This window comes from Campylobacter sp. P0109 (assembly GCF_002138755.1).
Taxonomy (GTDB): domain Bacteria; phylum Campylobacterota; class Campylobacteria; order Campylobacterales; family Campylobacteraceae; genus Campylobacter; species Campylobacter devanensis.
Window position 1 is genome coordinate 144,852 of record NZ_MJKK01000004.1, and the last position, 17,632, is coordinate 162,483.

Annotated in this window: 22 protein-coding genes and 1 pseudogene; 21 read left to right on the forward strand and 2 right to left on the reverse strand. The window is 35.2% G+C overall.

Translation table 11 applies throughout. The features are described from left to right. Positions 1–4: 4 nt before the first annotated feature. Positions 5–421, reverse strand: coding sequence for a phosphorelay protein (locus CIGNP109_RS05560; protein ID WP_086228523.1), 417 nt, complete (start codon positions 419–421; stop codon positions 5–7). Between the two features lie 83 nt (positions 422–504). On the opposite strand from CIGNP109_RS05560, the gene panB reads away from it, so the two are divergent. The 11 genes from panB (at position 505) to CIGNP109_RS05615 (ending at position 11,981) form a co-directional block, all read left to right on the forward strand. Further along, positions 505–1,299 carry a 3-methyl-2-oxobutanoate hydroxymethyltransferase gene (gene panB, locus CIGNP109_RS05565; protein ID WP_086228524.1) on the forward strand — a complete coding sequence of 265 codons (795 nt, stop codon included), beginning with the start codon at positions 505–507 and terminating at the stop codon, positions 1,297–1,299. After that, positions 1,283–1,594, forward strand: a complete 312-nt coding sequence (locus CIGNP109_RS05570; protein WP_086228525.1) for a rhodanese-like domain-containing protein — start codon at positions 1,283–1,285, stop codon at positions 1,592–1,594. Before panB ends, CIGNP109_RS05570 begins: the two co-directional genes overlap by 17 nt. A gap of 9 nt (positions 1,595–1,603) precedes the next feature. Then, the gene (gene ruvB, locus CIGNP109_RS05575; protein WP_086228526.1) at positions 1,604–2,632 is read left to right on the forward strand and encodes a Holliday junction branch migration DNA helicase RuvB; all 1,029 of its coding nucleotides are present in this window, start codon (positions 1,604–1,606) and stop codon (positions 2,630–2,632) included. A 28-nt stretch (positions 2,633–2,660) separates the two neighbouring features. Then, positions 2,661–3,728: an MlaE family ABC transporter permease gene (locus CIGNP109_RS05580; RefSeq protein ID WP_086225165.1), complete on the forward strand. Its 1,068-nt coding sequence runs from the start codon at positions 2,661–2,663 to the stop codon at positions 3,726–3,728. Next, positions 3,725–4,450 (forward strand): ABC transporter ATP-binding protein, encoded by a 726-nt coding sequence (locus CIGNP109_RS05585; protein ID WP_086226642.1) that lies wholly within the window; start codon positions 3,725–3,727, stop codon positions 4,448–4,450. Before CIGNP109_RS05580 ends, CIGNP109_RS05585 begins: the two co-directional genes overlap by 4 nt. Positions 4,451–4,453: 3 nt before the next feature. Continuing rightward, entirely contained in the window at positions 4,454–5,323 is an 870-nt protein-coding gene (locus CIGNP109_RS05590) for an MlaD family protein (RefSeq protein ID WP_086228527.1), read from the forward strand. Next, on the forward strand, positions 5,295–5,891 hold the full coding sequence (locus tag CIGNP109_RS05595; protein ID WP_086228528.1) for a hypothetical protein: 597 nt from the start codon (positions 5,295–5,297) through the stop codon (positions 5,889–5,891). The genes CIGNP109_RS05590 and CIGNP109_RS05595 overlap by 29 nt, the downstream gene beginning before the upstream one ends. A 406-nt stretch (positions 5,892–6,297) precedes the next feature. Next, complete coding sequence (locus tag CIGNP109_RS05600) at positions 6,298–7,872, forward strand: flagellin B (RefSeq protein ID WP_086228529.1); 1,575 nt, start codon at positions 6,298–6,300, stop codon at positions 7,870–7,872. A gap of 286 nt (positions 7,873–8,158) precedes the next feature. Next, on the forward strand, positions 8,159–8,728 hold the full coding sequence (locus CIGNP109_RS05605) for a cytochrome C (protein ID WP_086228530.1): 570 nt from the start codon (positions 8,159–8,161) through the stop codon (positions 8,726–8,728). Beyond that, positions 8,725–11,238 carry a molybdopterin guanine dinucleotide-containing S/N-oxide reductase gene (locus tag CIGNP109_RS05610; protein WP_086225383.1) on the forward strand — a complete coding sequence of 838 codons (2,514 nt, stop codon included), beginning with the start codon at positions 8,725–8,727 and terminating at the stop codon, positions 11,236–11,238. Before CIGNP109_RS05605 ends, CIGNP109_RS05610 begins: the two co-directional genes overlap by 4 nt. A gap of 134 nt (positions 11,239–11,372) precedes the next feature. Next, positions 11,373–11,981: a Crp/Fnr family transcriptional regulator gene (locus CIGNP109_RS05615; protein WP_086228531.1), complete on the forward strand. Its 609-nt coding sequence runs from the start codon at positions 11,373–11,375 to the stop codon at positions 11,979–11,981. A gap of 201 nt (positions 11,982–12,182) precedes the next feature. Here CIGNP109_RS05615 and CIGNP109_RS08455 read toward each other — a convergent pair whose 3' ends face one another. Further along, positions 12,183–12,689 (reverse strand): AAA family ATPase, encoded by a 507-nt coding sequence (locus CIGNP109_RS08455; protein WP_180380022.1) that lies wholly within the window; start codon positions 12,687–12,689, stop codon positions 12,183–12,185. Positions 12,690–13,060: 371 nt separating this feature from the next. Between CIGNP109_RS08455 and rpsJ the strand changes: the two genes are divergently transcribed. The 10 genes and pseudogenes from rpsJ to rpmC all read left to right on the forward strand — a co-directional run bounded on the left by rpsJ (position 13,061) and on the right by rpmC (position 17,625). Beyond that, on the forward strand, positions 13,061–13,372 hold the full coding sequence (gene rpsJ, locus CIGNP109_RS05625; protein WP_002847957.1) for a 30S ribosomal protein S10: 312 nt from the start codon (positions 13,061–13,063) through the stop codon (positions 13,370–13,372). Positions 13,373–13,390: 18 nt separating this feature from the next. Beyond that, positions 13,391–13,969, forward strand: coding sequence for a 50S ribosomal protein L3 (gene rplC, locus CIGNP109_RS05630; RefSeq protein WP_086225385.1), 579 nt, complete (start codon positions 13,391–13,393; stop codon positions 13,967–13,969). Continuing rightward, positions 13,966–14,580 carry a 50S ribosomal protein L4 gene (gene rplD / locus CIGNP109_RS05635; RefSeq protein ID WP_063997497.1) on the forward strand — a complete coding sequence of 205 codons (615 nt, stop codon included), beginning with the start codon at positions 13,966–13,968 and terminating at the stop codon, positions 14,578–14,580. The genes rplC and rplD overlap by 4 nt, the downstream gene beginning before the upstream one ends. 2 nt (positions 14,581–14,582) lie before the next feature. Next, positions 14,583–14,864, forward strand: a complete 282-nt coding sequence (locus tag CIGNP109_RS05640; protein WP_086225386.1) for a 50S ribosomal protein L23 — start codon at positions 14,583–14,585, stop codon at positions 14,862–14,864. Position 14,865: 1 nt separating this feature from the next. Then, a complete protein-coding gene (gene rplB, locus CIGNP109_RS05645) occupies positions 14,866–15,696 on the forward strand; it encodes a 50S ribosomal protein L2 (protein WP_086226585.1) in 831 nt (276 codons plus the stop codon). 2 nt (positions 15,697–15,698) lie between these two features. After that, on the forward strand, positions 15,699–15,980 hold the full coding sequence (rpsS, locus tag CIGNP109_RS05650; RefSeq protein WP_086225388.1) for a 30S ribosomal protein S19: 282 nt from the start codon (positions 15,699–15,701) through the stop codon (positions 15,978–15,980). Between the two features lie 9 nt (positions 15,981–15,989). After that, positions 15,990–16,322: pseudogene (gene rplV, locus CIGNP109_RS05655) on the forward strand (50S ribosomal protein L22); the annotation flags it as partial. Positions 16,323–16,329: 7 nt separating this feature from the next. Continuing rightward, the gene (gene rpsC, locus CIGNP109_RS05660) at positions 16,330–17,028 is read left to right on the forward strand and encodes a 30S ribosomal protein S3 (protein WP_086228532.1); all 699 of its coding nucleotides are present in this window, start codon (positions 16,330–16,332) and stop codon (positions 17,026–17,028) included. After that, positions 17,028–17,453 (forward strand): 50S ribosomal protein L16, encoded by a 426-nt coding sequence (gene rplP / locus CIGNP109_RS05665; RefSeq protein WP_086225391.1) that lies wholly within the window; start codon positions 17,028–17,030, stop codon positions 17,451–17,453. The genes rpsC and rplP overlap by 1 nt, the downstream gene beginning before the upstream one ends. Beyond that, entirely contained in the window at positions 17,440–17,625 is a 186-nt protein-coding gene (gene rpmC / locus CIGNP109_RS05670; protein WP_086225392.1) for a 50S ribosomal protein L29, read from the forward strand. The genes rplP and rpmC overlap by 14 nt, the downstream gene beginning before the upstream one ends. Positions 17,626–17,632 lie beyond the last annotated feature (7 nt).

The window sequence follows — 17,632 nt, forward strand, 5'->3', positions numbered from 1 at the left end:
AAATTTAATTAAATATCTCATTAGGGATAGCGATGATTTTGGGATTTAGAATTCTTAAATATATCTCATCGTTTTCTATATCATCTAAATAGCCTTGCATCTGATCAGCTACTAAAAGTAGCCAGTCGATAATCTCATTTGAAGCAGTCGCACCTGTTCCACGCTTAGATTTTAGTTTTGCTGTGATATCTTCAGCCAGCGTAGTTAGTTTGACTACTGGGGTTAGTTCTAAGTATTGGCTTGCAGTTTTGATATTGTGAAAAATTCTATTAAGCTCATAGCTACTAGCATCAAATTTATCATTCCTACCCAAATTTACAATGAGCTTATCGAGTAATCCATTCATCACGCCAAAGTGTGTTAAATAGTCCTCGATAATGTCTAGATCGTAATCTGCTTCTAGCTCTTTTAATAAACCCATCATTTACTCTTTGATTTTTTGCCAAATTGTAACAAAATTTAGGTTAAATTTAGTAAAATATTTCAAAAAATTAAAGGAAAAGCGTGAAAAAAATAAAAATCACTGATTTAATCGCTAAGAAAAATAGAGAAAAAATCGTTATGATAACAGCCTATGATGCTTTGTTTGCTCGGCTTTTTGATGATTATGCTGATATGATTTTAGTAGGTGATAGCTTAAATATGAGTTTTGGCGGTGCTAATGAGACTTTGGGGATAAGTGTTGATGAGATGATATATCACGCAAGAGCCGTTCAAAGGGGTGCTAAAAGGGCGTTTTTGGTTGTGGATATGCCTTTTGGCTCTACTATCACGCCAGAAATTAGTTTGAAAAATGCTGTGAAGATTTACAAAAATACCCTTTGCGATGCTGTAAAAATAGAAGGCTCAAAAGAGATAGCGCCTACAATAAAATTATTAAATGAAAATGGAATCGCTGTGATCGCTCACATAGGTTTAAAGCCTCAACTCTCACGCCAAGAAGGTGGATATAGAGTTGCTGGCAAGGATGAGAGTGAGGCAAAATCCATCCTTGAAGATGCTTTGGCCTTAGAGTCTGCTGGGGCGAAAATGGTCTTAATAGAAGGTGTCCCAAGTGATCTAGCCAAAGAGATAACAAAAGCTCTTAAAGTGCCTACTATCGGGATTGGGGCTGGTGCTAGCTGTGATGGGCAGGTGCTTGTGTGGAGTGATGCGTTTGGGTTTTATGATGAGTTTAGGCCTAAATTTGTTAAAAGATATATGGATGGGGCGAATTTGATCCGTGAAGCGATGAAAAATTACGCTGATGAAGTAAGAAATATTAAATTCCCAAGTAGTCAATATGAATATACCAAATAGCAAAATAGTAGATATCAGGTTGCCTAGTGAATGGCTGGAATTTGGGATTTTAGATGGGTCGCATTTGATAACTTATGCGAATTTAAGTGGCAAGGTAAATCCGCTATTTGTAAGCTCTGTGGAGAAGGTATTTAAAAAAGATGATGAATTCTATCTAATGTGTGCTACGGCAACTCGCTCTAAAGAGGCTTTAAAGCTCTTGCAAAAGCATGGATTTAAGGCGGTTAAGGAGATTAGGGGCGGGGCGTATTATTATGAAAAAATGGGTGCGAAATTTGATAAATTTGATTTGTAGGACTAGGATTTGGATAGGATTGTAGAGATTGAGAAAGTTAGCTTTGATGCTGAATATGAAGTGAGCTTAAGGCCTTCAAATTTTGATGAGTATATCGGTCAAGATAAGATTAAAGCGAATTTAGAGGTTTTTATCGCAGCGGCTAAAAAGCGTGGTGAGTGCCTAGATCACGCCTTGTTTTATGGGCCACCAGGACTTGGTAAGACAACTTTAGCTCATATAATTGCTTCTAAGATGAACGCAAATATCAAGATAACATCAGCGCCAATGATAGAAAAAAGTGGAGATTTAGCAGCGATTTTGACAAATTTAGAAGAGGGTGATGTGCTATTTATAGATGAAATTCACCGCCTAAGCCCAGCTATTGAAGAGGTGCTTTACTCGGCTATGGAGGATTTTCGCTTGGATATTATAATAGGTAGTGGGCCAGCGGCTCAAACGATTAAGATCGATATACCTAAATTTACGCTAATTGGAGCTACAACTAGAGCAGGGATGATCTCAGCTCCACTTCGTGATCGCTTTGGGATGCAATTTAGATTACAATTTTATAACGCTGATGAGTTAGCTCAAATCATCTCTTTAGCGGCTAATAAACTAGGTAAATTGGCTAGTAAAGAGGCTAGTTTAGAGATAGCAAGGCGTAGTCGTGGGACGCCTAGAATCGCTCTTAGGTTGCTTAGGCGAATTCGTGATTTTGCTGAAGTTGCTGATGAGAGCAAAATTAGCCACGAAAGAGCTAAAATAGCGCTTGATAGCTTAGGGGTAAATGAGCTTGGATTTGATGAGATGGATCTGAAATATCTAAATATTTTAGCTTATTCTACTCGTGCGCTTGGGCTTTCTACTATAGCGGCAGCACTAAGCGAAGATGAGGGAACCATAGAGGATGTTATAGAGCCGTATCTACTAAGTAATGGATATATCCAAAGGACAGCTAAAGGTAGAATTCTAAGCGATCAAACTTATAAAATGTTTGGCAAAAAACCACCAGTACATATAATGAGTGAGTCTGAAAAAGGACTTTTTGATCAGTAGGTTGATTTAAGAGTTTAAAGCAATTAAAATGGGGAAATTTAAATTAGATAAAACCACTCTTAAGCTTATTGGAATTTGGGATTATAAAGCACCAAAATCCCAACTAAAAGAGTTAAAAAAACTAAAAATAGATAAGCTAGATTTAGAAAATTTAGAGCATATTGATTATGCGATGGCAATTTTTATCTCAAAAAATTTTGGAGATTTTAAGCTGATTAATTCAAATGATAAATTTGATAAAATCTTTGCTTTAGTACGTGATAATGATATTTTAGGGCTAAAAATTTATAAACCAAGCAGTATAAATTCACTTGAGAAAATTGGCAAAATATTTATTGATATACGGCTAAATATTATTAATTTTTGTATATTTTTGGGTAAGTTTTTATTTTCACTTTTAGATGGGATTAAAAAACCTACTAAAATTCGGTTTGCTGAATTATCTAATCATATAGTTAGCGCTGGTTTTGGGGCTATAGGAATTGTAGGGCTTACAAGTTTTTTAATTGGAGTAGTGTTGGCCTATCAAGGGGCAAGTATGCTTAGCCAGTTTGGAGCTAGTATTTATGTAGTTGATATTATGGGTATTATGACGCTGCGTGAGGTTGGGCCGCTTATTGCTGCGATTGTGATTGCTGGACGCTCTGCATCTAGCTATACAGCGCAAATTGGAGTTATGAAAATAACTGAGGAGATTGAAGCGATGAATACAATGGGCTTTGATCCATTTAAATTTATTGTTATGCCTAGGATTATGGCGCTGATAATTGCAGTACCACTAGTAGTATTTTTGGCTAATGCTATTAGTATTTTTGCTCAGATGATTGTATGTAAAATTTATTTAGATTTTAGCTTTTATGAATATTTACAAAGATTTAAAGAGAGTGTAGAATTACGGCATTTTTTTGTTGGAATGCTTAAGACGCCATTTTTTGGTGCAATGATAGGGCTGATTGGGTGTATGAGGGGATTTGAAGTTAGTGGGAGTACTAGTAGCGTAGGTGAGCTAACTACTAAAAGCGTGGTAAATGCGATATTTTGGATTATTGCTTTAGATGCGTTATTTTCAGTGATTTATACAGAGCTTAAAATATGATAGTTTGTAAAGATATAGTAACTACATATGGTGGCAAAGTAATACATGAAGGAGCAAATTTTCATATAAAAAGCGGTGAAATTTACGGCCTTTTAGGTGGATCTGGAAGTGGTAAAACTACACTACTTAAAACTATGATATTTTTAAAAAAACCAGCTAGTGGTAGTGTAAAAATTGGCGGCGTTGATATCTGGAGAGCTACACAAGAAGAACAACAAAATATTAAGTTACAAATGGGTGTTATGTTCCAGTTTGGTGCACTTTTTAGCAATATGAGTGTATTAGATAATATTGCAATTATGTTAAAAGAGTATAGCAAATTTGACTCAAGCGACATTGATGAGATTGCTAAAATGTGGTTAATAAAAGTTGGTCTTAAGCCAAATGCAATGAGTCTATATCCTAGCGAGTTAAGCGGTGGAATGAAAAAAAGAGTAGCTTTAGCTCGTGCTTTAGCACTTAGTCCTAAAGTTTTATTTTTAGATGAGCCAAATTCTGGTCTAGATCCTATCAGTGCTAGAGCAATGGATAGACTAGTATGTGAGCTGCGTGATAGCTTAGGTATTACTGTGGTGATGGTGACTCACGATGTAGATAGTATATTTAATATTTTGGATAGGTTTTTGATAGTGGATAATAAAAAAATCGCTTTTGAAGGGGATTTAAAACAGGCTTTAGCATTTAAAGATAATCCCCTAAAAGATCTATTTTTGATGAGGTAGGAGATGGAAAATAAAAATTCATATTTTATAGCTGGACTATTTTTTTGCTTAGTTGTAGGGTTTATTGGAATATTTTTATTATTTATGCAAGGATATAATAGCAAGGAAACAAGGGATTATTATATAGTTACAAAAGAGCTACCAAATGGGCTTAAAAAAGATGGTGAGGTACGATTTATAGGTGTACCAGTAGGGCATATAAGAGATATATATTTTAGCGATCCACACTCAGCAACGATTGAGATTTGGCTTAGTATAGATGATAATTTGCCTATTAAAACTGATAGTCAAGCTATTGTAGAACGCTCAGGTATTAGTGGAATTGCTTATATAAATATTACTAAAGGTAGCGATACGGCTAGAATTTTTAATAAAAATGAAAGAGCTCAAATTAGCTTAGGTGAGGGTTTATTGGATAAAATAGGCTCAAGAACGGCAAATTTAACCGTAAGTTTAGATAAAATTGCTAGCAAAATCGATGAAGCCTTAAGGCAAGAAAATTTAGATAAATTGCTAAATTCAATCAATAAAATAAATTCACTAATGAATGTTATCGCAAGCGATAAGAATTTGGATAAAATCGATGGAATTATCGATAATTTATATATTGTTTCTCAAGATTTAAAGAGTGCTAATTTAGATAGACTCGCAGCTAATTTAGATAAGAGTATTAGCGATATAAATACTGCATGGAACAATATCGATGAGCGTATAAGTAGTGGCCAGATCGATTTTAAAACTATGCTAGCGCCAACTATTAAGTCCGTTCAGCAAAGCATAGATGAACTAAATGATTTAGCAGAACAAATAAAAAATAATTTAAATAATTTGGAGGATAACCCTTATGAATTTTTCTTTAAAAGTAGAGATTAAAAGCACTATTTTAGCAGTGATGTTTGGCGTATTGATGTCTGGATGTTTAGCCAAGGATGCTCCAAAATTAAGCTATTATGAGTTGGGATATAATAACGATAGCAATGCAACTCAAATTTGCGATAGAAGAGCTGATTTGATGCTAAATTTAGCCTATATCAAAGTACAAGATGGTTACAATAGTCGTGATATTATTACAAAAGATGGTATAAATGTATCAAAAATGAATAATGCAAAATATATCGCTAGTCCCAAAGATATGTTAAAAAAAGCACTGGTATTATATTTAAATAGCAATTGCCATTTAAAATTAAGTAGTGATGCAAGTTTGCAAATGGGATTAAATATTACTGAAATGAGTATTCAACCAAGATATGCATTTATTCAGATTGCACTAGAACTAAGCCAAAATGGAAAAGTAATATCAAATGAGATAATTAGTGCTAAAAAAAGCTTTGATGGTTTAAATAATGCTACGAGTAGTGAAAATATTGCAATGAATGCTATGAATGTGGCACTAGAAAATGCTTTATGGCAAATTCATCAAGCAGCATTAAGGTATAGATAAATGCTGTGATCACCCTAGCACAACCCAATCTTGCTAGGGTGAATCCAATGCTAAAACCTAAAATTATCTATAAACCAAAAACTATCAAATTCACTCTTATCCCATAGCCAACCCATTAACCTCCCAACAACCACAAATTTAATTACACCCCCATAATATTTAATATCTCACCTAATCCAATCTAAATTCCACTCTAAAAATTATAAAATCACTTAGCCTAAATCTATAATATATAATCTAAATTTTATAAATTACTCAAATTTATTAAAAATTTGCAATATTTTCTTCAAATTTATCAAAATCCCCCCCCCATATATAAACTTTTTAATATTTGGTTCGATATAATAAAAACAACCCCTAAATGGATTTAAGTTTTATAGGGAAATCTTAACACAAAGGAAAAGTTATGAGCTTTAGAATAAATACTAACATCGCAGCGATGAATGCTCACGCAAACTCACAAATCACAGATAGAGAGCTTACTAGCTCACTTGGTCGCCTAAGCTCAGGTCTTAGAATTCAAACAGCAGCTGATGATGCATCAGGTCTTGTTATTGCTGATTCATTAAAAAGCCAAGCTAGCTCTTTAGGTCAAGCCATATCTAACGGTAATGATGCAATTGGTATTGTTCAAACTGCTGATAAAGCTATGGATGAACAGATTAAAATACTAGATACTATTAAAACCAAAGCTGTTCAAGCAGCACAAGATGGTCAAAATGCTGATTCTAGAAGAGCTTTACAAAACGATATTAGCAGACTTCTTGAAGAACTAGATATGATAGCTACTACTACAAGCTTTAATGGCCAACAGCTACTAAATGGAAATTTTTCAAACAAAAACTTCCAAATTGGTGCTTATAGTAATGAAACAGCTAAAGTAAGCATAGGTGCTACAAACTCAAATACTATAGGGCATACTAGGTTTGAGACTGTTTTTAATACTGTTGTATCTACTGTCTCTACTTTATCAGCTCAAACCCTAACAGTAAAACTTAGTGGTGTTGATGGATATCCTAATGGTTATGAATTTCAAGCAATTGCTGGTACGGTATTAGCAAAAGATGGCTATAAAGCCGTAGCTGATATGATGAATGGCGTTTCAGATAAAACTGGTGTAAAAGTTAAAGTTAATAATACTCAGATTATGTCAGAAGCTGTTGGTGCTGGTACAATACAAGATTTAACAATTAATGGCGTAACAATCGGAAATATTACTGTAAAAGCTAATGATTCTGACAATGCTCTAATCGCTGCAATTAACGCTAAAAAAGATGAAACCGGAGTAGAGGCTAGTTTGCAAAATGGTCGCTTAGTTTTAGCTGCTAAAGATGGTAGAGCTATTAATGTAGATACACATTCTGACGCCACATTTACAATAGCTGGAGGCGTGAAAGGTAATTTTTCAGAAAAAGGTATTACATATTTAGGTCAATTGACTTTCATTCGCCAAGACGCTAGAGATATCAAAATAGGCCTACAAAATATGTCATTAATCGCTTCTCATGTATTTAGTGGCAATGCTGCAATATCTAATGCGGCTAACGCTAGCAAGGCATATAATCAAACATCGGTAAATCTTAAATATATGAACTCTGGTACAATTAGTGCTACAATGGCTAAAGCAATGGGATTTTTTAATGGTAACGTATCTAATGCCAATCAAGAAGTAGACCAAGCTGGTGGCGTAAATACCTATGGTGGTGCTCAAGCTATGATAGATGTAGCTGAAGCAGCTAGAAAAACTCTAGATAAGTTAAGAGCCGACCTAGGTTCAGTACAAAATCAATTAGTAGCTACTATAAATAATATTACAGTTACCCAAGTAAATGTAAAATCAGCTGAATCTCAAATAAGAGATGTAGACTTTGCTAGTGAGAGTGCAAACTTCTCTAAATTTAACATACTAGCCCAAAGTGGAAGCTACGCTATGAGCCAGGCAAATGCTGTACAACAAAATATATTAAGACTACTACAGTAGCTTAAATTAAAATCTTTAATAGCTTAAATTTACTCGCAATGCTTAGTCATTGCGAGGGTTTATATACAATATATCAAGCTTTTTATATTATCAATTAAAATGGATTTATAAATTAGGGTAATTGATAAAAATTACTATGACAAATATTAAATCTAAATTATCAAAGCCTAAATCAAATTCCGCTTTGCTTAGCACAATCAATATAAATTCTATCTGTCACATATCTGACAAACTTAAACTTTATTTTAGCTTATAATTATACAATCACTTTTTAAAAGGATTTAGGATGAAAAAGTTAATATTGGCTAGCCTACTCGTATCTAGTACGCTTAGCGCTAGCATGCTATACCCTACAGATGTCAAGCCAGTATATCTAGCCCCAGACTCAAAAGATATCGCTGGTAAGCTTTTGCCAACAAATGGCATTGATGTAATCGAAGAATCAGGAGATAAGATCAAATTTAGCCTAAAGGGATTTGTAAATCCTGCTGCATCAAATGTTATATATTATAGTAATGGTGAGCGTATTATAGCATTATCATTTGCTAAAACTAAAATGCCAAAATATGAGATAATCAAAAAAGGCGAGACTGGTAAGTGGGACGAGGTTAAAGTAATAGCCTATACTACAAAAGATAACCTAGAAAAAGATCTAAAACCTATGCTAGATAGAGCTAAACAGACATATCAAGAGAGCTGTTCGATCTGTCATCATTTGCACAAAGAGAGTCAATATAACCCAAATCAATGGCCATCGCTATTTAAATCAATGCTATCACGCACGCCAATTGATAAAAAAGATGAATGGCTAATAATTCAATATCTACAAAAAGCTTCAAAAGGAGATGTAAAATGAAAACAAATAGAAGAGAATTTTTAAAATTAGGTGCTGCTTTAAGTCTTGCTCCAATGCTACCTAGCAATCTATTTGCTGGGCCAAATACACAAGTGGTTAAAAATGGTGAAATATTCACAGCAGCTCACTGGGGTATGCTAAAAGCTACAGTAAAAGATGGTAAAATTATAAGCTCTAAGCCATATCAAACTCTATCAAAAATCCCAAATCCGCTTCAAGATACAATGGCGGATTTGGTATATAAAACTAGAATAACAGCTCCAATGGTAAGAAAAAGCTACCTAGAAAACCCAGATAGTCCAAAACCAGAATTAAGAGGTATAGATGAGTGGGTAGAGGTAAAATACGAAGATGCTATTAAGCTAGTAGCAAGAGAGCTGAAAAAAACAAGAGAACAAAAAGGTATGCAAAGCATATTTGCAGGAAGTTATGGTTGGTATAGTAGTGGTAAATTACACAATCCTAGAATTTTGCTACATAGATTTATGAATTTAAGTGGCGGTTTTGTAGGAACCTTGGGTGATTATTCAACTGGAGCTAGTCAGGTTATTATGCCACATGTAGTTGGAAGTATTGAAGTTTATGAGCAACAAACTAGCTGGCCAGTAGTACTAGAACACTCAAAAGTTGTAGTTTTATGGGGTATGAATCCGATCTCAACGCTAAGAATTGCATGGAGCGCTACAGATGATCAAGGGTTTAAATATTTTGAGCAGTTAAGAGATAGCGGCAAAGAGATTATTATAATCGATCCATTATGGAGTGAAACTGGTAAATTCTTTGGCGATAAAGCCAAATGGATTGCACCAAGACCAAATACAGATACAGCTATGATGCTTGGTATGGCACATCACCTATATACTACAGGTAAATATGATAAAGAATTTATAGCTAACTATACAACTGGATTTGATAAATTCTTGCCATATCTACTAGGTAAAAGTGATAAAACTCCAAAATCAGCTAAATGGGCATCAAAAATTTGTGGCCTAAAAGAGAGTGTGATCAAAAATTTAGCTGAAACAATATATGCTAATCGCACAATGCTAATGAGTGGCTGGGCTATGCAAAGAGCTCATCACGGTGAACAACCTCACTGGATGCTCGTAACTTTAGCTTCTATGTTGGGTCAAATTGGCTTACCAGGCGGTGGGTTTGGTCTTAGCTATCATTACAGCAATGGTGGCGCTCCAACATGTGCTGGTGGTGTTTTAGGCGGTATAAATGCTGCAAGCGTAGGCATAGTAGAAAATGGAAAATATAAAGGTCTAGCTAGTCAAGCTAAAGGCGATGAATCAGCTCAAAGCTGGTTAAATGCTGGTACAGACTATGCATTTCCAGTGGCAAGAGTAGCTGAGGCTATTTTAAATCCAGGTAAAACTTTAGAGCATAATGGTACAAAAATAACATATCCAGATATTGATTTTATCTACTGGGCGGGTGGAAACCCTATAACTCAGCATCAAGATGTTAATACAAATATAAAAGCATGGCGTCGCCCAAGAACTGTTGTAGTAAATGAAATTTACTGGACTCCAACTGCCAAAATGGCTGATATCGTATTCCCAGTAACTACTCAATATGAAAGAAATGATTTGACAATGACTGGAGATTATTCAAATCAAAATATCGCTCCAATGAAGCAAGTAGTAGAAAAACAACATGGGGCAAAAGATGACTATCAAATCTTTAGCGATCTATCTAAAGCCTATGCAGATGGCCTTGTAGAGGCATTTACAGAAGGTGGCAAAACTGAGATGGATTGGCTAGAAGAGTTTTATAATGTAGCTGCTAATGCAGTTAATGCCAATACAGCATTAGGTATTACTATGCCTAATTTTGATGAGTGGTGGAATAAAAATGAGCCAACTACATTTGCTCCAACTTTAGAGAGCGAAAGCTGGGTAAGGATGGCTGAATTTAGAGAAGATCCAATCTTAAATGCTTTAGGAACTCCATCTGGATTAATAGAAATTTATAGTGATACAATAGCGGCTATGAACTATGATGATTGTGCTGCACATCCAAAATGGTTTGAACCAGTTGAGTGGCTAGGAATGAAAAATAAACCGGCTAAATTCCATCTAATTACAGTTCACCCAACTGATAGATTGCATTCTCAGCAAAACAATACATCTTTAAGAGATAATTATGCTGTAGCAAATCGTGAACCGCTACTTATCAACACTAAAGATGCCGCTAAGCTAGGTATTAAAAATGGCGATCTAGTACGAGTATATAATGCTCGTGGTGAGGCATTAGTTGGTGCTGAGGTTAGTGATGATATTATCTCTGGTGTTGTAAGACTTAGAGAGGGTGCGTGGTATGATGGATTTGATGGTGGTCTATGTAAAAATGGATGCGCTAATACTCTAACGCTAGATATCCCAACTAGTAAATTAGCAAATGGTAATATTTCTCATACGGGTCTTGTAAATATAGAAAAATATAAAGGCACAGCCCCAGAACTCACAGCATTTAAAGCTCCAAAAGGTGCTAAAAATAGCTAATAATCTTAATCTCTCTCTTACAAAGAGGGAGATTAAATATTAAAATTTAATTAATCTAAAGATGCAGATTGAGTTTGCAATTTTAGATTAATTAAATTTATGCTAAATTTGAAAAATTTAAATGGTGGCATGCGATGAATATTAGTAGATTTGATCAAGATAATTATGCCGATTTTGAGCTGCTTAGCAGTGAGGATTTGGCATTATTTCGTCAAATAAAATATAATAAATCTGAATTAGTATATGCGCAAAATATTAAATTTATAATTCTCAAAAGCGGCCATGCAAAGTTAAGCTATATAAGTGGAATAAATGAATTTATCATAAATTTTATAAGCAAAGGCTCTATAGTTTTGGTGGATAAAGATAGTGTTTTGGAGTTTTTGAGTTATTCTGAGACAATGGAGCTAAATCTTTGCGATATAAAAGAGCTTTTTGAAAATGAGAAATTTAGTATGGCAATGGTAAATTCGCTAATTCGTACTACGATAATGACACGCCAGATTGTAGCTGATATAGTATTTGGTAGTTTAGAAAGCAGGATTGTAAGCTTTTTGCATAACTTAGCAGATGAACAGCATATGATGGTGCGGGATAAAAAGCTAGTTGAGATTCCATTTTCTATTGCTACGCTATCTAATCTTTTAGGAGCGCAACGCCAAAGTGTATCGACTATATTTAATAAACTTATCAAAACTGGAAAGCTTATTAAATATGGTAAAAGCAGCTATATAATAGCTTAAATTTAACTTTATCTTTAATATATTAATAATGCCAATATATTAACGTTATTAAATTTTAATATACTTAGTGACGCTAAAATAAATAAACTTTTATCTCTGGTAATGATAGCATTCTTTGTAAATTTATACTATCACGCCTTATATTTGCAAAACCCACAACGGAAAAAATTTTTAAATTTAGATAAATCATAGAATTAAAAGCTACTCCACCAAACAAAGTCCGTGTGTAAAAGGTATATCGATATTTATTTTTCCGTTCATTAGTGATTTTATTAGCTCTGCATCGCTCTCTCTTTGTTCTAGCTGTTTTTGGCGTCTTTGCTCATCGATTTTAAGGATTATCACTACATCAGCAAAGTTTATTCTTACTGGATTTGCACAGATATAAAAAATTATTTTGACATATGGAGGTAGAAATTTTGTAAATGGTTTTAGATTATCTTTTAGATTGTGTTGGGGGGGGGTATTGCGAATTTTAGGGCGTGCAATAAATAGGTTTAAGCTCATCACATTATCATCTATGACGGCGATTTGGTACGGGGCAAAGTTACCAAAGCCTTTTTTGCGAATTGTCTTGCCAAGTGTGCTTTTGCCACTACCACATAGCCCAGTTAGTGCTACTATTAGTCGTGGTTTTTCTTTTAATGTTTGAATACAAATTTGATTTAATTGCTCAAGTAGTTGCGAGCGATTTTGATATATTTTCATTAATTACCTTTTTAATTTATGTTAATTATATCTAAAATTTGATTGTAAATTAGATAAATTTAATGTTATATAAAAATTACTTAATTAGCTTTACAATCTTTTAGTAATAATAACATAATGCTATAGATTATCTAAATTTAAATTTCATTCTAATATTTAAAATATTCCTTATAAAAAGGAAAAAAATAAAACAAAATTTGCAAAAATAGCGCTAAAATTTGATTTTCAAACTTATTTTGGGTATAATTCGCATCTTTTGATGAGAAGCGTAAGCTTTGCTTGCATGCTTGAGAGATTGATAATAAGCCTCTGCAAGAGCATTATATCAAAAGGTCGCAAGTTAGCGATAAGTTATTTTTAAAGGAAAAAACATGGAAAGAATTAGGCTTAAGCTAAAAGCTTATGACCACAGAGTTCTAGACCGCACAGTTGCAGCCATCGTAGAAGCTGTCAAACGCACTGGTGCCGATGTTCGTGGGCCAGTACCTATGCCTACAAAGATTAAACGCTACACAGTGTTAAAATCTCCACATGTAAATAAAGATTCTCGTGAGCAATTTGAGATGAGAATTCACGCTCGTATGCTAGATATCGTAGCAGCTACGCCTGATACAGTTGATAGCCTAACAAAGCTTGACTTAGCTCCAGAAGTTAATGTCGAAGTTCGCGCTATGGGCAAGTAAGCATAAAAGGAAGAGATGATGGAATATATCGTAGAAAAAATAGGTATGAGCAGAACTATCTCAAACCCAAGCACTCCTGTTACATTGCTTAGACTTTTACCAGCTAAAGTATGCGAAGTAGGCGAAAATAGCAGAGCTATCGTAGCATATGCGCACACAAAAGCAAATAACAAAGCTATAAAAGGTCAGCAAAAAAAATATGGTTTAAGTAGCGAATTTAACCAATTTGCGACTTTAAGCGTAGCAAATAGCGAAGCTGGGGATTTAGATACTACTCCACTAAATGAAGCAAAAGTTTTAAAAGTTAGCTTTAATACAAAAGGTAGAGGCTTCCAAGGTGTTATAAAAAGACATGGATTTTCAGGTGGTCCTGCAAGTCATGGTTCGAGATTTCACCGCAGACCAGGTTCTATAGGTAACTGCGAATGGCCAGGCCGTGTCCAACCAGGTAGAAAAATGGCCGGACACTATGGTAATGAAAAAACTACCGTTAAAAACGAAGTTGTAAGCTTTGATAGTGCTAATGGAATTTTAGTATTAAAAGGCTCAGTTCCAGGATTTAATGGTGCGATGGGTAGAGTAAGGATAGTTAAATGAGTAAAATAGCAGTTTTAAATGATAAATTTGAAAAAACAAGTGAATTAGAACTTCCAGCTAGTTACGCTGAAGTAAATTCGCACAATTTATATCTCTATGTCAAAAGCTACCTTGCTAGTATGAGAGCAAACTCAGCCCACACAAAAGGTCGCTCAGATGTAAGTGGTGGCGGTAAAAAACCTTGGCGTCAAAAAGGCCGTGGTGGCGCAAGAGCTGGTTCAACTAGAACAAATGTTTGGGTTGGCGGTGCTGTGGCATTTGGTCCTAAAAATAATAGAAATTATAATCAAAAAGTTAATAAAAAACAAAAAAGATTAGCGCTTGAATTTGCTCTAAACGAAAAAGTAGCAAATGGCAAATTTTACGCAGTAGATAGCATCGCTATCGAAAGTGGCAAAACAAAAGACGCAGCAGCTATCATCAAAAAATTAGGCGTTAGAGATGCGTTAATCATCAAAAATGAGCTTGATGCTAAGACTCTTTTGGCATTTAGAAACCTAGCAAATTGCTATGTAATTGATGCTAGTGAAGTAAATGCATATTTAGTCTCAGTCTATAGTGCGGTTATAGCAGAGAAATCAGCACTACAATCAATAGTAAAAGAGGGCTAAAAATGGCAGATATAACAGATATCAAAACTATAGTATATACAGAAAAAACTCTTGGCCTTCAAGAACAAGGTGTAGTAGTGATCCAAACTTCACCAAAAATGACTAAAAATGGCCTAAAAGAGGTATTAAGAGAGTATTTTGGCGTAACGCCACTTAGAGTAAATTCACTTAGAATAGACGGCAAAGTTAAGCGTTTTAGAGGTAGAGTTGGCGTAAGAAACGATTATAAAAAATTCTATGTCAAATTACCAGATGGCGTAAGCCTAGCAAGTCAGGAGGCATAAGATGGCAATAAGAAGTTTTAAACCTTATACCCCAAGTAGAAGATTTATGACAAGTCTTAGCAGCGAAGATATCACAGCTAAAGCTAGTGTAAGAAGCCTACTTGTTAAAATTCCTGCCGCAGCTGGTAGAAATAATAATGGTAGAATCACAAGTCGCCATAAAGAAGCAGGTGCTAAAAAATTATATCGTATAATTGACTTTAAGCGTCGTAAATTTGGAATTCCAGGCAAGGTTGAAGCTATTGAGTATGATCCAAATAGAAATTGCCGTATCGCTCTAATCTCATATGTAGATGGCGAAAAAAGATATATTATCCGCCCTAGTGGCTTAAATGTAGGCGATGTTATCAGTGCAGCCGAAGCCGGTCTTGATATAAAACCAGGTAACGCTATGAAGTTAAAAAGCATTCCAGTTGGTACAATCGTCCATAATATCGAGCTAAAACCAGGCAAAGGTGCCCAAATGGCAAGAAGTGCGGGTGGATATGCTCAACTTATGGGTAAAGAAGAAAAATATGTAATCCTAAGACTTCCAAGCGGTGAGATGAGACAAGTATTAGCTGAATGTATGGCTACAGTTGGCGTAGTTGGTAATGAAGATTGGGCAAATGTAACTATCGGTAAAGCAGGTCGCAATCGCTATAGAGGTATCCGCCCGCAAACTAGAGGTAGTGCGATGAACCCAGTAGATCACCCACACGGCGGTGGTGAAGGTAAGAAAAATTCAGGTCGTCACCCAGTTACTCCATGGGGCAAACCAACTAAAGGTGCTAAAACTCGCCGTAAAAAAGCTAGTGATAGACTTATAATTTCTAGAAGAAAGGGTAAATAACGATGGCTAGATCGCTAAAAAAAGGTCCTTTTGTAGATGACCATGTAATGAAAAAAGTCATCGCTGCAAAAGCCGCTAATGATAATAAACCAATCAAAACTTGGTCAAGAAGAAGCACAATTACACCTGAAATGATAGGTTTGACATTTAATGTGCATAATGGCAAAAGCTTTATCCCTGTATATATAACAGAAAATCATATAGGTTACAAGCTAGGCGAATTCGCTCCAACAAGAACATTTAAGGGTCATAAAGGCTCTGTTCAGAAAAAAATAGGTAAATAAGGGGAAGTTATGAGTAGAGCGATTATTAAATTCATCAGACTATCTCCAACAAAAGCTAGATTAATAGCTGATGAAGTTCAAGGCATGAATGCTGAATTAGCATTAGCTAGCCTTAGCTTTATGCCAAATCGTGGCGCAAAATATATCGCAAATGCTATCAGCTCAGCTGTAGCTAATGGCGGATTTGAGCCTGAAGAGGTAGTTGTGAAAAGTTGTAGAGTAGATGCAGGTCCTGTCTTAAAAAGATTCCGCCCAAGAGCAAGAGGAAGCGCAAGTAGAATTCGCAAACCTACTAGCCATATCTTAGTAGAAGTAGCTAGACCAGCAAAAACAGAGAAGGAAGCATAAAATGGGACAAAAAGTTAATCCAATAGGTCTTAGACTAGGTATAAACAGAAACTGGGAGTCTAGATGGTTTCCATCAAAAGCAACTCTTCCAGAAAGCATAGGCGAAGACTATAAAATAAGAAAATTCCTAAAAGCTAAGCTATATTACGCTGGTGTTAGCCAAATTTTAGTTGAAAGAACAGCTAAAAAACTAAGAGTTACAGTAGTTGCGGCTCGTCCTGGTATCATCATCGGCAAAAAAGGTGGCGAAGTAGAAAATTTAAGACTAGAAGTTGCTAAATTAGTTAATAAAGATGTAGCTATCAATATCAAAGAAGAGCGTAAAGCAGGAAGCTCAGCTCAATTAGCAGCTGAAAATGTAGCGATGCAACTTGAGCGTCGTGTAGCATTCCGCCGTGCTATGAAAAAGGTAATTCAAGGCGCTCAAAAAGCTGGTGCCAAAGGTATTAAAGTAAGCGTAGCAGGTCGCTTAGGCGGTGCTGAAATGGCTAGAACAGAGTGGTATCTTGAAGGTCGTGTGCCTTTGCATACTTTAAGAGCTAGAATAGATTATGGTTTTGCTGAAGCTCACACAACTTATGGCAATATAGGTGTCAAAGTATGGATATTTAAAGGCGAAGTACTTCAAAAAGGTATCCAAGCTGATAAGAGTGAAGAGACAACTTCTAAAAAAGCAAAACGCGCTAGAAGGGGTAAATAATGTTATTACCAAAAAGAACGAAATATCGCAAAATGATGAAAGGCCGCAATCGTGGCTACGCAACTCGTGGTACAGCTCTAGCACTTGGCGAATTTGGATTAAAAGCTGTAGAAGCTGGTAGAATCAACTCTCGTCAAATAGAATCTGCTCGTCAAGCATATACTCGTCATGTTAAAAGACAGGCTAAAACTTGGATTAGAGTATTTCCAGATAAACCAATAACCAAAAAACCATTAGAAACTCGTATGGGTAAAGGTAAAGGCGGTGTTGAAGAGTGGGTTATGAATATTAAACCAGGTAGAATAATATTTGAAATGGCTGGAGTATCTGAAGAGCTTGCTAGAGAGGCTCTGACATTAGCTATGCACAAACTACCATTTAAAACTAAGTTTGTAACAAGAGAGAGCGAAAATGAAATATACTGATATAAGTGGAAAAAATTTAAGCGAACTTAACGCTTTGTTAAAAGAGAAAAAGGTGCTTTTATTTACACTTAGACAAAAGCTAAAAACTATGCAGCTAACTAACCCAAATGAGATCCGTGAAGCTAAAAAAGATATCGCTAGGATCAATACTGCAATTAGTGCTGCGAAGTAAGGGGTAA

What these genes read in the sequence shown, in the direction of transcription:
- rpsJ (WP_002847957.1), top strand. Translation starts at nt 13,061, where the DNA reads ATGGAAAGAATTAGGCTTAAGCTAAAAGCTTATGACCACAGAGTTCTA.
- CIGNP109_RS05600 (WP_086228529.1), top strand. Translation starts at nt 6,298, where the DNA reads ATGAGCTTTAGAATAAATACTAACATCGCAGCGATGAATGCTCACGCA.
- rpmC (WP_086225392.1), top strand. Translation starts at nt 17,440, where the DNA reads ATGAAATATACTGATATAAGTGGAAAAAATTTAAGCGAACTTAACGCT.
- CIGNP109_RS05560 (WP_086228523.1), bottom strand. Translation starts at nt 421, where the DNA reads ATGGGTTTATTAAAAGAGCTAGAAGCAGATTACGATCTAGACATTATC.
- rplD (WP_063997497.1), top strand. Translation starts at nt 13,966, where the DNA reads ATGAGTAAAATAGCAGTTTTAAATGATAAATTTGAAAAAACAAGTGAA.
- CIGNP109_RS05570 (WP_086228525.1), top strand. Translation starts at nt 1,283, where the DNA reads ATGAATATACCAAATAGCAAAATAGTAGATATCAGGTTGCCTAGTGAA.
- CIGNP109_RS05595 (WP_086228528.1), top strand. Translation starts at nt 5,295, where the DNA reads ATGAATTTTTCTTTAAAAGTAGAGATTAAAAGCACTATTTTAGCAGTG.
- rplB (WP_086226585.1), top strand. Translation starts at nt 14,866, where the DNA reads ATGGCAATAAGAAGTTTTAAACCTTATACCCCAAGTAGAAGATTTATG.
- CIGNP109_RS05615 (WP_086228531.1), top strand. Translation starts at nt 11,373, where the DNA reads ATGAATATTAGTAGATTTGATCAAGATAATTATGCCGATTTTGAGCTG.
- CIGNP109_RS05640 (WP_086225386.1), top strand. Translation starts at nt 14,583, where the DNA reads ATGGCAGATATAACAGATATCAAAACTATAGTATATACAGAAAAAACT.
- CIGNP109_RS05585 (WP_086226642.1), top strand. Translation starts at nt 3,725, where the DNA reads ATGATAGTTTGTAAAGATATAGTAACTACATATGGTGGCAAAGTAATA.
- rplC (WP_086225385.1), top strand. Translation starts at nt 13,391, where the DNA reads ATGGAATATATCGTAGAAAAAATAGGTATGAGCAGAACTATCTCAAAC.
- CIGNP109_RS05610 (WP_086225383.1), top strand. Translation starts at nt 8,725, where the DNA reads ATGAAAACAAATAGAAGAGAATTTTTAAAATTAGGTGCTGCTTTAAGT.
- rpsS (WP_086225388.1), top strand. Translation starts at nt 15,699, where the DNA reads ATGGCTAGATCGCTAAAAAAAGGTCCTTTTGTAGATGACCATGTAATG.
- CIGNP109_RS05605 (WP_086228530.1), top strand. Translation starts at nt 8,159, where the DNA reads ATGAAAAAGTTAATATTGGCTAGCCTACTCGTATCTAGTACGCTTAGC.
- rpsC (WP_086228532.1), top strand. Translation starts at nt 16,330, where the DNA reads ATGGGACAAAAAGTTAATCCAATAGGTCTTAGACTAGGTATAAACAGA.
- CIGNP109_RS08455 (WP_180380022.1), bottom strand. Translation starts at nt 12,689, where the DNA reads ATGAAAATATATCAAAATCGCTCGCAACTACTTGAGCAATTAAATCAA.
- CIGNP109_RS05580 (WP_086225165.1), top strand. Translation starts at nt 2,661, where the DNA reads ATGGGGAAATTTAAATTAGATAAAACCACTCTTAAGCTTATTGGAATT.
- rplP (WP_086225391.1), top strand. Translation starts at nt 17,028, where the DNA reads ATGTTATTACCAAAAAGAACGAAATATCGCAAAATGATGAAAGGCCGC.
- CIGNP109_RS05590 (WP_086228527.1), top strand. Translation starts at nt 4,454, where the DNA reads ATGGAAAATAAAAATTCATATTTTATAGCTGGACTATTTTTTTGCTTA.